Annotated in this window: 7 protein-coding genes; 3 read left to right on the top strand and 4 right to left on the bottom strand. The window is 65.3% G+C overall.

Annotated elements, in window-relative coordinates:
- Both ABIB26_RS20140 and ABIB26_RS20135 read right to left on the bottom strand, forming a co-directional pair.
- Entirely contained in the window at positions 1-456 is a 456-nt protein-coding gene (locus tag ABIB26_RS20140; RefSeq protein WP_354247269.1) for an efflux RND transporter periplasmic adaptor subunit, read from the bottom strand.
- Positions 453-3,644 carry an efflux RND transporter permease subunit gene (locus ABIB26_RS20135; protein ID WP_502913724.1) on the bottom strand — a complete coding sequence of 1,064 codons (3,192 nt, stop codon included), beginning with the start codon at positions 3,642-3,644 and terminating at the stop codon, positions 453-455. Before ABIB26_RS20135 ends, ABIB26_RS20140 begins: the two co-directional genes overlap by 4 nt.
- 2,704 nt (positions 3,645-6,348) lie before the next feature.
- Here ABIB26_RS20135 and ABIB26_RS20130 point away from each other — a divergent pair.
- On the top strand, positions 6,349-7,701 hold the full coding sequence (locus tag ABIB26_RS20130; protein ID WP_354247263.1) for a YsnF/AvaK domain-containing protein: 1,353 nt from the start codon (positions 6,349-6,351) through the stop codon (positions 7,699-7,701).
- A gap of 161 nt (positions 7,702-7,862) precedes the next feature.
- Here ABIB26_RS20130 and ABIB26_RS20125 read toward each other — a convergent pair whose 3' ends face one another.
- Positions 7,863-8,522 carry a GntR family transcriptional regulator gene (locus ABIB26_RS20125; RefSeq protein ID WP_354247260.1) on the bottom strand — a complete coding sequence of 220 codons (660 nt, stop codon included), beginning with the start codon at positions 8,520-8,522 and terminating at the stop codon, positions 7,863-7,865.
- Positions 8,523-8,653: 131 nt separating this feature from the next.
- On the opposite strand from ABIB26_RS20125, the gene ABIB26_RS20120 reads away from it, so the two are divergent.
- The gene (locus tag ABIB26_RS20120) at positions 8,654-9,661 is read left to right on the top strand and encodes a 1-aminocyclopropane-1-carboxylate deaminase (RefSeq protein ID WP_354247257.1); all 1,008 of its coding nucleotides are present in this window, start codon (positions 8,654-8,656) and stop codon (positions 9,659-9,661) included.
- A 70-nt stretch (positions 9,662-9,731) separates the two neighbouring features.
- The gene (locus ABIB26_RS20115) at positions 9,732-12,110 is read left to right on the top strand and encodes a thiamine pyrophosphate-binding protein (RefSeq protein ID WP_354247255.1); all 2,379 of its coding nucleotides are present in this window, start codon (positions 9,732-9,734) and stop codon (positions 12,108-12,110) included.
- Between the two features lie 210 nt (positions 12,111-12,320).
- On the opposite strand, the gene ABIB26_RS20110 is transcribed toward ABIB26_RS20115, so the two are convergent.
- Positions 12,321-13,649 carry an MFS transporter gene (locus ABIB26_RS20110; RefSeq protein ID WP_354247252.1) on the bottom strand — a complete coding sequence of 443 codons (1,329 nt, stop codon included), beginning with the start codon at positions 13,647-13,649 and terminating at the stop codon, positions 12,321-12,323.
- Positions 13,650-13,681: the final 32 nt, after the last annotated feature.

Here is a 13,681-nt window from a genome sequence, read left to right as displayed (position 1 = left end):
TCAGCGCGCCGTATCGAATTCGGCGCCGTACAGTTCCTCGGCCCCCGTGGTGACCACAACGGTGCCGGCCGCTGGACCGTCCGTCAGTAGCGCGACGCCGCCGTTGATCCGTTCGACGGTGACGGCCTGGCGGACGAAGACCCGGGGCTCGGGATTTGTATAGACCCAGGTTTGGCCCGTGCTGTCGTACAGGATGGCCCCGTAGGAGACGCTCAGCTTCTGGGTCTGCGGATCCAGGGATGTCACCTCGGTCTTGAGGTCGACACGCTCGAGGGCGTGTTCCGTCAGGGTGAGGCGGTGGAGGTCTGTTCCCGGGACCTCGGCAAGGACCGCCGGGTCGCCGTCGGTGGGGGCGGCTGCGGGGGCCTGGCCGCAGCTTGCGGCACTCAGTGCCAGGAAGGCCGCAATGATCAGGGCGGCGAGCTTGCGGCCCCGTGGCGAAGCTATCGACTTCATGATGCATCCTGACTTTCCGGCCGGGCTAGGGAATCATCCTTGACCGCATGGTTCATCGCTGCTTCCGATCCGAACCGAAGCAACACGGCGGGTACAACGAACAGAATGAAGAGGGTCGAGGTGAGCAGTCCACCCCAGATGATCACCGCGAGCGGCTGAATGATTTCCGTTCCGATCACGCCGCCGAACAGCACGAGCGGCAGCAGCGCCAGTGCCGTCATCACAGCCGAGATCAGGACGGGCCCCACCCGCTCCCTCGCGCCACGGATGACCCGGGCGGACCCGGAGGCCGTGCTGTCCTCTGCCTGCAGGCTCCGGATATGGCTGACCAGCAGGATGGCACCGCGGGCCGCAAAGCCCAGGATGACAGCGAATGCGACAAAGGAAATCAGCGAGTTGACCGCGCCGGTGGCCATGGCAGCCAGCACGCCGCCGGACAGGGCTACGGTCAGGCCCAGGAAGACCGGGGCGGCGAGCCGCCAGCTTCCCAGGGCCGTCTGCAACAGAACCAGGATGCCTGCTGCGGCGATCGCCGCCAGCACCCACAGCCACTGGAAGTTGCCTTGCTGCTGCGCATACTGGGTGAGGATTTCCGCGTGGTAGGCCAGCGGGAACTGAATCTGCTGAAGTTTCTGCTCGATTTCCTGCTGGACGTCGCCCAGCGCGCGGCCCTGGATTTCGGCCTTCACGTCGATACGGCGGGACGTGTCGTCGTGCAGGATCACCGCTTCATTCCCGACCATGGTGACCTGGGCGACGTCGCCGAGGCGCACGTGCCCTCCGTTCGGAGTGTCGATGATCAGATTCCGGACGCTGTCCAGGCTGTTCCGGGTGGACGCCGCACCCTTCACGATCACCGAGAAGACCTTCTGTTGTTCGTAGAGGTTGCCGACTTCGATGCCCTGCAGCAGGGCTGCCGCCGCGCGTCGGATGTCGCCGGGTACGACGCCGGCCTTCTGGGCTAAGGCCAGATCCACCTTGACCTCCGCGATCGGTTGTTCATTAGGTGCATCGACCCGGGGATTCACGACGCCGGCCGTGTGTTCCAGTATCTGCTGCACCTCCCCGGCTTTCTGTCGCAGGGTTGTCATGTCCAGCCCGTAGACCCGGACCGCGAATCCGCTGTCGCCGGCCTCCCGGATTTCGTCGATCTGCTGCTGCGGGTAGGTGGATACCTTGCTGGACAGGCCGGGATACCCGTGGACCACCTGCTCGATAGCGGCGGCAGTGTCGCTGTACGAGGCGTCCGGGGCCACTGTGATCCACAGTTCGCCCGAACTGACGTCACCCAACTGGTCCGAGGTGACTGCGCGTCCCACGTGCCCACCCACGTTGGCTACACCGGACACGGCTCGGAGTTCGTTGGCGGCCGATTCAGTAATGCGGCTCATTTCCTGGTCCGAGGTGCCGGCTACCGCGCTCCAGTGCACCACGAGGGTCTTGTCGGCCAGTACCGGCACGATCGGATGGTTGCTGGCCAATTGGGGCACCAGTGCAAGGCCGGCCAGGGCGATCACTGCCGAGGCGGCGAAGACCCAGCGGGTCTTCCCGGTCAAACGCGACACGAGCCGGGCGTATCCGCTTTCCAGGCGCTTGACGGCGCGGATTTCCCGCCGCGGCGCGGAGTCGCCGGGGAGAACAAATGCCAGCGCCGTCGTAACGCTCAGTCCCACGATCATCGAGACGGCCATGGCGAGCAGGTAGGAGAGCACGAGGGGCCCGAACAGCGCACCGTTTTCGCCTGCGACGAAGAGCGCGGGCACGAGGGCCAGCGCCATGATGAGCAGGGAATAGAGAATGGGGGTGCGAACCGAGCGCAGGGCTCCGGTGATCAGTCCTTCCCGTGCTTCCCTCGCCTCCTTGGCCGCGGCCCCGGCGTCGGCAGTCTCCTTGCCTCCGGTTGCGGTGGAGGTCCGGACTTCCCGGGCGGCCCCCGTGAGGTCTTCGGCGACGTCGCCCACGATGACCGCGAAGGCAAGGACCATTCCGGCCAGGACCATGGTGTTCATGCCGGTCCCGCGCACGTAGAGCACCAGAGCGGCCGCGGTCAGCGATACCGGGATGGTGATCAGGCTGATGAGAGCCGTGCGCCAGGACCGGAAGAACGCCCCGAACATTGCCACGATGAGCAGCAAGGTGATGAGCAGCGCTGCGCCGACCGTGCCGACCTCTTCCTCGATGAAGGACGCCTGCCGGTAGACGGTGGTGTCTACCTTGACCCCCGGCAAGCCGGGCTGGAGTGAGCGCAGGGCCTCGTCGACGCCCTTCGTCACGTCCATGGTGTTAGTCTCGGGGAACTTCTCGATGACCAGCAAAAGCTCGGCATCCTTGCTCAGGAGGGCATCGCCGATCAATGGCTGGTGGTCAGTCTCAACCGTGGCGACATCCTTCAGGAGCAGGTTCCCGGCCGGCCCCTCGATCGGAACCTGACCCAGATCCTGGGGAGTGGTGATCGGCAGGACGTGCTGGACACCGATCCGTTGGTGTCCCGTCTCGAAGAAGCCGCCGGTGCCCGGAGTGGAGGCCTCGAGGTAGCTCAGCGGGGAGACCCAGACCGAATTTCCGGTGGTCTTGATGATCTGGTCCAGCGTCACGCCTTTGGCCTGCAGCTGAGCCGGATCGACCAGGACCTGTAGTTGTTGGTCTCGCTGGCCCCAAATGGCGACGTTCGCAACGCCGGGCACCGCCAGGAGCTCGGGCTTCATGGTCCATCGTGCCAGGACGGACATGTCGATGGCCGACATGTCCGTCGAGGTGAGCCTGATCATCATCACCCGGCTGGTCGATGACAGTGGTTGCATGAGCACCGGTGCCGCCGAAACGTTCGGCAGCGCGCGCGCCTGGGTCAGGCGCTCCGCGACAAGCTGGCGGGCCCGGAAAAGATCGGTTCCCGGCTTGAAGACCATTTGGATCGAGGAAAGACCCGGGACGGATTTGGAGCGGATGGCCTCCACCCAGGCGACGCCGTTCAGCAGATCGGCCTCCATCGGGGAGGTGATCAGCTGTTCGACTTCAGCGGCGGACAGCCCCAGCGCCTCAGTCTGGATCTCGACCTGGGGCGGAGCGAATTCCGGGAACGCATCCACCGGCATGTTGGGCAGGGTGGTGAGCCCAAAGCCCAGGATTCCGACCGCCAGGGCCAGCACCAAAAGCCGGAACTGCAGGGCCCCCCGGAGTACCGCGCCCATCATGGCCGGTACCCCGCAGGCTCCGGAGCCGCAGCCACTACGGGGATGCCACTGGGGCGGCGTCGGTATCGTCGGTGGCGGGGCCCTTCGGGGTTGCCGGCCGCCTCCGGGGTACTGGGGCGCGGACGTGCCTGGGAATTATTCTCCGGAAAATGAACGGCACTGCTGAATTCCTGTGCTGCTGAGTAGCTATCCACGGCGCGGCTCCTTGGTTGCCTTAGCGCCCCCCAGCCGTCAAGGGAAATAATGACGTCCGGGGACACCTGCGTCAATACTTCGCCGGGACACGCTTTTCCGCCGCTGCCGGAAGGGAAGAACATGACGTCAAGTGCATGTCCTCCAACGTTGATGTGCTGGACGTGCGGGGACCGGCGTCCACGAAGGTCGCCGCGAGGCCGGAGACCTTCAAGACGGCATGGGCCTGGTCGCCCTTGACATCAACAGTTTTGGTTCCGGAAGCGGAACTTCCATTGATCTGGCCCAGCGTCGACTGGTACGATCGGCCGCCATGGCCGGGATCCCGACAAGGCCAAGGCCCCCAACGCAAGGGTCGGTACAGCCACAAAAAGCGCCAGACGGCGGGGCCCCGGACCGTTCCGGAGCTGTCCCCGCCGGCCCTGAACATGGACGCGGATCCTGGCCCGACAAGGTTACCCGGGCATTGACTCCCGCGTCTGGAAGCCTACGATGATGCACATCAGCACCCTTGGAGGAGGAGACGTGCGATGTCCATCGCCGATGTTGAGCGAATTGATGACCAGGGAATGGCGGCAAGGGCGCACCTGGATGCCGCGAACCTCTCGGGGCAACTGGGACTGCGCCCCGGACCATGAGCGCACTGCAGCCGCGAAGGCTGGTGCCGAAGCAGGATCCGGGCGGGCCGGAATTCCGGCGACGGCCGTCAGCGGGCACCACAAACGTCTTCGCTGGCGCGGCACCTGATCCGTCCTGCTCCAGCTAAGCGGGTCGTACGGGCGGAGGGCTGTGGGCTGAGCTACGCCACGTCCGGACAGGTTCCGACCCCTTCAACAATGGGCCAAGAACATTTGAACTGTTCAACCGCCCGGGACACCTGCCCCACATGAAGACATCCCGGGCGCAGAAGCGCAACGTCTTACAAATGCAAAATCATAGTGCCGCGGGCACTGAACGGAGGCTCGCTTCCGTTGCAGGCTGCCCCGCGCAGCATCGAGTCTGTGCACGGGTACCGGGCGACTTTGGGGGTTTCTTTGGAACTGCCTTCTCCGACCGGCGGTTTCCGGTCTCAGCCCATCCTGAATCCCCGGGATGGCTGGCCTGCGCCAGCCCTCTCCTTTCACCCCGTGCAGATATTCCGTCGGCCGGGCGTGGCAGGCATTGGGGGACCGGCATGGTGCCGTCGGAAACAAGGAGTTTGCCCTGCCTATTGCCCACGATCGGGCAGGCTCTTAGCATTGGCCTATTCGGGGCACGACGCGAAGCCTCGCCCGGCCTGCAAAGGGGGTCCGCTATGAAACAACGATCAAAACGAATTGCACTCACCGCCACTGTGCTTGGCATATTGCTGCTCCCCTTGAGTGCTGCGCCGGCGACGGCCGCACCGACGGGCTGCTGGGCGAATGACGGCGTCTGGTTCCCCTACGCCACTGCTTACTGTTCCGGCGGAACGGGCTCTTACCAAGCCTGGGCCGTGTGTAAGCAGAATTTCTGGCCGTACGACCGCGCGTTCGTCGAGAGCGACTGGATGCGCGCCGGAACTCAGCAGACTGCATGGGTGTGGTGCCCAGCCGGCCGCACAGTAGCGAACTACGGCGTGGGGCTCAGAAGCTGAAACGGCAAGGTGCCAGCACAAGCTACCCAGACCGTTACATACATGATCTCGTACATACATAATCCCGGCTATCGGCCCGTCCTCCTGCATGCCTTTCCGGGTGCAGGCCGGCCTGATCCGTGTTCATGTCAGCTTGCTCCACCGAGCCGTGTTTGTCCCAGGAGCCGTCATCGCTTCTTCCGCCGGGCTCAATATGCGACTAATTCACAAGAGGCTTCCCAAATAGGCTGCCTTATGGTAAAAAAACGGCGTAGTGCACAGGAAGACTTTCACCTGCGCGACGGAAACGGTCCCAGCCTCCTGCACGAAGGGCGGCGAACACCATTGGAGATTCTCCACTCGCTCAAAGCCGGGCTGGCGGTAATGACAACGTTCCTCCCCCCGCTCCTGATCGTCCTGGCCGTTTGGCTGCCGGCCGCGAAGGCGGACTCCAGCGCTCGGACCCAGGTGCTGCACCGAGTGGGCCCTGGCCGTCCGATGAGGCGCGGCGGCATCAACAAAGCAATCGACAAATCCTCACCGATGGCGAGTGCCACCAGTTCCAAAAACTTCCATTACACACAAGTCCTAGTCCTGCCAGTGCTGGTCCTGTCAGTGCTGCGGTTCGACCCCGGCGCCTTCGGCCCAAACCGTTCAGTCTGCCGCTGGCCGCGATCATCGCGTTTCTGCCAAGGATCGTCGTGGCAATTCCAGCGCGGTGATCGTGGAGTCCGTGATGACCCCGATATGCGGTTCCCCCGGGGTCCGACCTCCCCTTGGGCGGTTCGCACCGCCACGAACTCACAAAACACCGGTCAGCATTAAAGGCGGTCTGCCCGGTACCGGTCCGGTAGTCCATCACAGGCTCCCGATCGGACGCACGATTCCAACATTCAAAGGATCCAAGGAGTCACAATGCTCACCAAGGAACAAATTGACCGTCTGCTCAGCCAAGGCGGAAGTATCCTTTCGCAGGACGGCGAAAAGATCGGATCCATCGGCCAGGCCTTCGTGGACAACGAGAACGAACAGCCCAGCTGGGTGACCGTCAGGACCGGACTGTTCGGAATGTCTGAATCCTTCGTGCCCCTTGAAGGCGCTCGGACAGAGGGCAATGACATCGTCGTCCCTTACAGCAAAGACCAAGTCAAGGACGCCCCCCGGATCGATTCCGATCGGCCCCTGGAGCCTGCAGAGGAAGACCGGCTCTACCAGCACTACCAGCTCGGAATAGGGCGCACCACCGACGACGCCACGGCCCGCGCCGAGGAACGCCCGAACGTGGGTGTCGAACAGCAAGCCACCGGCACCCCCAGCGCCACCGGTACCGCGGGGTACGACACCGCCGGGCGCACCACCGACGACGCGACGGCCCGCGCCGAGGAACGCCCGAACGTGGGTGCTGAACAGCAAGCCACCGGCACCTCCGGGCGCACCACCGGGACCGCCGGGTACGACACCTCCGGACGCACCACCGAGGACACCACGGCCCGCGCCGAGGAACGCCCGAACGTGGGCGCTGAACAGCAAGCCACCGGCGCCCCCAGCGCCGCCGGGTACGATACCTCCCGACGCACCACCGACGACGCCACGGCCCGCGCCGAGGAACGCCCGAACGTGGGCGCTGAACAGCAAGCCCCCGGCACCACCAGCGCCGCCGGCACCGCCGGGTACGACACCTCCGGACGCACCACCGAGGACACCACGGCCCGCGCCGAGGAACGCCCGAACGTAGGGGCTGAACAGCAAGTCCCCGGCACCACCAGCACCGCCGGGTACGACACCTCCGGACGCACCACCGACGACGCGACGGCCCGCGCCGAGGAACGCCCGAACGTGGGGGCTGAACAGCCAGCCACCGGCGCCGCCGGGTACGACACCTCCGGGCGCACCACCGACGACACCACGACCCGTGCCGAGGAACGCCCGAACGTGGGTGCTGAACAGCAAGCCACCGGCCGGGCACGCCTGCGCAAATACGTCACCACGGAAAACGTCACCAAGACGGTGCCGGTGCAGCGCGACGAAATCCGGATCGAGCGAGAGCCGATCACGGAAGAAAACCGCGGCGAGGCGTTGAGCGGCCCGGACAGCGACGACGAGCACGAGGTCATCCTCTATGAGGAACGACTCATAGTCCACAAGGAGAACGTCCCGGTCGAACGGATCCGCATCGGCACGGAAAAAGTCACCGACGAGGTCACCGTCGATGAGGACATCCGCAAGGAACATATGGACACCGACGGCCCCGAAGACGGCCGCGGTTAACCCGCAGAACCCACAAATGCCGGGTAAGGGCCAGCCGCCCTTACCCGGCATTTTTGTTTCCCTCGCCCCCGGCAACGAGTACTAGAAAGGGTTATCGGCCGTTGCGGCATATATTGATGTCCTTCGCGACTCGCTCTCGGAGCCGTGACCTGCGCCCGCGATCAGCCTGCGTCGGGCTTTTCCGTCCCCAGTGAGAGCCAGTTTTCACGGCTGGCCAGCGCCGCGCCGTCGGAGTCGCCCATGCCGGCGAGCCGGATGATCTCCGCATGCACCGTCACTGAGTGCCGCCCGGAACGCGAGCCGAACCGCTGACGTTCCACGCGGCGCAGCAGGGGAAGGGCCTGTTCAAGGACGTCCGGGATCATTTCATTGCCGCACGCGCCGATGAAGACTGAGTGAAAGTCGTCGTCGGCGGCCAGGGCGAGCTCGACGTCGTCGTCCCCCAGGGCAGTCTCAAACCTGCTGTTGGCCTCGGCCATGGCGGCTAGCTGATGGCCCGTCACCGAGGGCACGGCGAGCCGGGCGGCCAGTTCATGCATGGCCGCCACCACCTGCTGGGCGCTGATGGTCGATGCCGGGTCCACGGGTGTCACGATGGTGGCCCGTCCGGGCTGGGCAACAATCAGTCCCGCCCGCTCCAGCCGCAGCAGGGCCTCGCGGATGGGGGTCCGGCTCACGCCAAGCCACGCCTCGAGCTCCGGGTCCTTCAGGCGCTCCCCGGGCCCAAAGGTGCCGTCGACTATTGCGTCCCGAATGGATTCGTAGACGTCGTCGCGCAGCAGGGAGCGCTTGTGGATGCCATCGGGGGCAGGTGTGGGCATGCAAATGATCGTATCCCGCCGGGAGGTCCTGTTCGGAAGGCTTGACACCATGCGTCGAGGGCATGCAATATATTGCATAACGGCATGCGGTGTGATCCGCGGCACTCCCACCAAGATTGAGGACCAGCAAAATGGCAATCACCGATTTTGAGCGTTATCCGCTGACCTTTGGCCCCAGCCCCATCCACGACCTGCCCCGCGTTACCGAGCACCTTGGGGGCGCCAAGATCTGGGCCAAGCGCGAGGACTGCAACAGCGGCCTGGCCTTTGGCGGCAACAAGACCCGCAAGCTTGAATACATCATCCCGGATGCAATTGCCCAGGGTGCGGACACACTCGTATCCATCGGCGGGCACCAGTCCAACCACACCCGCCAGGTGGCTGCCGTCGCCGCCAAGATCGGCATGAAGGCCCGCCTGGTCCAGGAAAACTGGGTTGACTGGCCGGACCCGCTAAGCGACCGCGTGGGCAACATCCAGCTTTCGCGCATCATGGGCGCTGACGTCCGCATGGACAAGGCCGGCTTTGACATTGGCATCCGCAGCAGCTGGGAACAGGCCATCAAGGACGTGGAGGACGAAGGCGGCAAGCCCTACCCCATCCCGGCCGGCGCCTCCGAGCACCATCTGGGCGGCCTGGGCTTTGCCAACTGGGCCTACGAGGTGGAGCAGCAGGAACAGGAAATGGGCGTCTTCTTCGACACCATTGTGGTCTGCACAGTCACCGGCTCCACGCACGCCGGCATGATCGCCGGGTTTGCCGGGCAGAAGCGTCCCCGCCGTGTGATCGGCATCGACGCCTCCGCCACGATCGAGAAGACCCGCGACCAGGTGGCAAGGATCGCCCGGCACACCGCGGACTTGATCGGCCTGGGCCGCGAGCTGCGCGACGACGAGATCAACGTCATGGAAGGCTGGGCCGGCGACTTCTACGGCATCCCCGTGGAATCCACCATGGAGGCCATCCGCCTCTCGGGCTCCCTGGAGGGCATGATCATTGACCCGGTCTACGAGGGCAAGTCCATGGCCGGGCTCATCGAGCTGGTGCGCACCAAGGAGATTCCCGAGACCAGCACCGTCCTGTACGCCCACCTTGGCGGCCAGCTGGCCTTGAACGCCTACAGCGGCCTGTTCCGCTAAAGCAAACCTGCCCCGTGCCGACGGCGCCGCGGGGCAACGGCCACAACAGAACCTGCTGGAGGGATGGATCATGACCGCACTGACCGACGTCGAACCCGGGGCCGAAGAACCCGCGGTGAACGGCCGCCCGCTTTCGGCAGCGGCCACCTTGGACGGGGACGTCCTTGATTCCATCGCCCAGCGGGTTCTCTGGCTGTCCTCGGCCATGATCGATGCCGCCAACCGCGGCCGGGCAAACACGTCCGGTGTGAAGGTGGGAGGCCACCAGTCTTCCAGTGCGTCCATGGTGGGCATCATGACCTCGCTGTGGTTTTCCGAGCTGACTGCCCTGGACCGGGTGTCGGTGAAGCCGCACGCCTCGCCCGTCTTGCACTCCATCAACTACCTCCTGGGGAAGCTGGATGAGCAGTACATGGGCACCCTGCGCGCCAAGGGCGGCCTGCAAAGCTACCCGAGCCGCGCGAAGGACCCGGACGCCGTCGACTTTTCCACCGGGAGCGTGGGCATTGGCGCCACCGCGCCCCTGTGGGCTGCCATGTCGCACCGCTACCTGCGCGACACTTTCCCGGAAACGCCCAAGGCCGGCCGCTTCATTAGCCTGCTTGGCGACGCGGAACTGGACGAGGGCGCCATCTGGGAGGCCATCACCGACCCCGGCGCGCGCCAGCTCGGCGAGCTGCTGTGGATTGTTGACCTGAACCGCCAGTCCCTGGACCGTGTGATCCCCGACGTCCAGATTGAGCGGCTCCAGGGCATGTTTGCGGCCGCCGACTGGCAGGTCCTCACTTGCAAGTGGGGCCGCCGCCTGCAGTCGCTGTTCCTGCAGCCCGGCGGGGAACAGCTGCGCGGGCGCCTTGAGGACATGCCCAATGAGGAATTCCAGCGCCTTTTGCGCACACCTCCCCAGGATGTACGACGCCGGCTGCTCGGGGAAGCGCCGGACCCCCGCCTTGACCAGTTGGTCGCCACCCTGGGCGACCGCGAACTCTCGGCCGCGATCCGCGACCTGGGCGGACACGACATCGGCATGCTGCTGGAAACGTACAAGCAGATCGACCCGGGCCGGCCCACCGTCCTGTTTGCCTATACGGTCAAGGGCCGCGGCCTCGCCACCGAGGGCCATCCCAACAACCATTCCGCCCAACTGACACGCCTGCAGATGGAGGAGCTGGCGGAGCTTTCCGGCATGGGCCTGGCTGCGCCGTGGCAGCGCTTTGCCAACGGCACCGATGAAGCCGCGGCGTGCACCGCCGCAGCGAAGAGGCTGGAACGCGGGGAACCGGCGACTAACACCATCAAGAAGCTGCCGGACTCGCTGCCGTGGGCGTACAAGGCACAACTGTCCACCCAGGCGGCGCTCGGCCGGTTCCTCTCCGACATCAAGCGCGGCGCCCCGGAAGCGGCCGAACGCATTGTCACGCTCAGCCCGGACGTGGCCTCCTCCACGAACCTGGGCGGCTGGATCAACAAGACGGGCGTGTGGAGCGTGGGGGAGCGCCGCGACTGGTTTGCCGACGACGCCGGCCGGCTCCTGAAGTGGACGGAAGGGTCTTCGGGCCAGCACATTGAACTGGGCATCGCCGAGGTGAACCTGGTGTGCCTGGCCGGCGAGCTGGGCGCCACGTGGAGCCGGTGGGGCCAGCCGCTGATCCCCATCGCCACCATCTACGACCCCTTCGTCAGCCGCGCCCTCGAGCCGTGGTCGTACGGAATTTACGCCGGCGGCCAGTCGATTCTCATCGGCACCCCGTCCGGTGTCACGCTCGCCCCGGAGGGCGGCGCGCACCAGTCCATCACGACGCCGTCGATCGGCCTGGAGCAGCCTGGCTGCACGGCCTGGGAGCCGGCCTTTGCCCAGGACCTTGAATGGTGCCTGCTGCACGCCATGAACCAGATCGGGCGCCCCGGCGGCCGCAGCGCGTACTTCCGGCTTTCCACCAAGCCGGTGGACCAGTCTCTGGCCGCCCTGCCGGAGGACCCGCTTTTGTTGGAACGACGCCGGCAGCAGGCTCTGGCGGGCGGCTACCGGATCACCCCGCACCATGCCGGGACCGAGCAGGTGACCCTGGTGGGCGTGGGCGCCATGATGCCCGAGGTGCTGACCGCAGCCGCAAAGCTGGAAAGGCTGGGCATCGCGGCCGGCGTCGTGTGCCTGACCAGCCCTGAGCTGGTCTTTGCGTCTATGCAGGAGCGGCACTCCGTGGGGGATTCAACACGCAGCGCCATTGTGGAGACCTTGTTCCCAGCCGCGCACCCCGCCCCGCTGGTCACTGTCCTGGACGGGCACCCGCACACGCTGGCCTTCCTGGCCGGCGCCCGAGGGGACCGGATCCGCAACCTGGGCGTGACCGAATTCGGCCAATCCTCCAGCCTTGAGGAGGCGTACGGGATCCACGGGATCGACGTCGACTCGATCGCGTCTGCCGCCCTGGACCTCCTCGGCAGGTAATGCCGCCCTGGACCAGCGGGCCGATGATCCTGGCCCTGGGAACGCTCATCTAACGTGAATTCGGCGTTGGCATTAGATGATTCCTCACGGAGCAGAATAGGTTCCTCGAGGGGTCTTTCCGGAGATTAAGCGTCGCGGGGGCAGCCTGTCCTAGGGGATCAGGCTGCCCCCGCGACTGTGTCTGAATTGGGGGCCGCAGGGCGGTGTGGCTTAGGCGTGGAGCGCGGCTGCTTCTTCCAGGTTCTGGCCTTTGGTTTCGGGGGCCATGAAGTAGCTTGCTGCTGCTCCGACAAGCGCGATGCCAGCGGCGATCCACATGGTTCCTGAGAGTCCCAGGTGGGTGAGCGCCAGCGGGGTGGCGAAAGTGCCGATTGCGGCGCCGATGCGGCTGGTTCCGGTGCACAAGCCTACCGCTGTGGCGCGGACTTTGGTGGGGAAGAGTTCGTTGGGGTAGATCCATTCCAGGATGGAGGGGCCGCCGTTGAAGATGGCATAGAAGGCGAAGGCGAGGGCGATCAGGGCCAGGGGCGCGTTGGGGAAGAGGGCCAGGAATACCAGCCCGACACCGGAGAGGATGAATCCCCAGATGAGTACCGGGCGGCGGCCGAGTTTGTCCACGACGAGGAGGGCTACGACGTTGCCGACGAGGAAGAACAGGTTGATCAGGCCGTAGCCTATGTTGGCCTCGTCGCCGGACTGGAGGTTGAAGAGGGCCAGGATCTGGGGTCCGAAGGCGTAGATGGAGAACAGGGTCACGATGGTGCAGGTCCAGAAGATGGAGATGAAGACGACGCGGTGCAGGTATCCGCCGGTGAGGACCAGTCCGAAGGCTTTTTTGGTGCTGAGTTTGGCTGCGTTGGGGTCATGGGCGGTGATTCCGTCCAGTGTTGCGCCTTCACCGATGGTTTTCCGCAGGATGTCCAGGGCTTCCTGGTGGCGCCCTTTGCCGACGAGCCAGTGCGGGGATTCGGGGATGGTGGCGCGGGCGATGAGGATCATCACGGCCGGTACGGCGGAGGACACGAGCATCCAGCGCCATCCGTCCTCGAGTGAGAGTAGCCAGTAGCCCACGAAGGCCGCCACTGTGGCGCCGACAAACCACATGGCGTTCAGGCCCCCCAGGAGCCGGGCCCGCCAGTTGGCGGGGACGAATTCGGCGACGAGGGCTGTGGCGATGGGGTAGTCGGCGCCGACGGCGATTCCGATGAGGAGCCGCAGGAGGAATAGCTGCCAGGGTTCCTGGACGAAGAACTGCATGATCGAGAAGACAATGATGGCGACCAGGTCGATGGTGTACATGAGCTTGCGGCCGATTTTGTCCGTGATGTTTCCGAAGATGAGGCCGCCGAGGAAGACGCCGATCAGCGCGGAGGCGCCGATGAGTCCGTTCCACCAGTCATTCATCTGCCAGCTGGGAATGATCTGGACCAGGGCGATTCCGATGATCGCCAGGATGTAGCCGTCGAGAAAGGGTCCGCCGGAGCTGAAGAGGGTCAGGCGTTTATGGAAAGAGTTCAGCGGTGCTGAATCGATGGTCATTTGAGAGGAAGGGGCTGGTGCTTGGGAGAGCA

It is taken from the genome of Arthrobacter sp. UYEF20 (assembly GCF_040546335.1).
GTDB lineage: Bacteria > Actinomycetota > Actinomycetes > Actinomycetales > Micrococcaceae > Arthrobacter.
This window is presented reverse-complemented; position numbering and strand designations above follow the sequence as displayed.

What these genes read in the sequence shown, in the direction of transcription:
- ABIB26_RS20140 (WP_354247269.1), bottom strand. Translation starts at nt 456, where the DNA reads ATGAAGTCGATAGCTTCGCCACGGGGCCGCAAGCTCGCCGCCCTGATC.
- ABIB26_RS20135 (WP_502913724.1), bottom strand. Translation starts at nt 3,644, where the DNA reads ATGGGCGCGGTACTCCGGGGGGCCCTGCAGTTCCGGCTTTTGGTGCTG.
- ABIB26_RS20130 (WP_354247263.1), top strand. Translation starts at nt 6,349, where the DNA reads ATGCTCACCAAGGAACAAATTGACCGTCTGCTCAGCCAAGGCGGAAGT.
- ABIB26_RS20125 (WP_354247260.1), bottom strand. Translation starts at nt 8,522, where the DNA reads ATGCCCACACCTGCCCCCGATGGCATCCACAAGCGCTCCCTGCTGCGC.
- ABIB26_RS20120 (WP_354247257.1), top strand. Translation starts at nt 8,654, where the DNA reads ATGGCAATCACCGATTTTGAGCGTTATCCGCTGACCTTTGGCCCCAGC.
- ABIB26_RS20115 (WP_354247255.1), top strand. Translation starts at nt 9,732, where the DNA reads ATGACCGCACTGACCGACGTCGAACCCGGGGCCGAAGAACCCGCGGTG.
- ABIB26_RS20110 (WP_354247252.1), bottom strand. Translation starts at nt 13,649, where the DNA reads ATGACCATCGATTCAGCACCGCTGAACTCTTTCCATAAACGCCTGACC.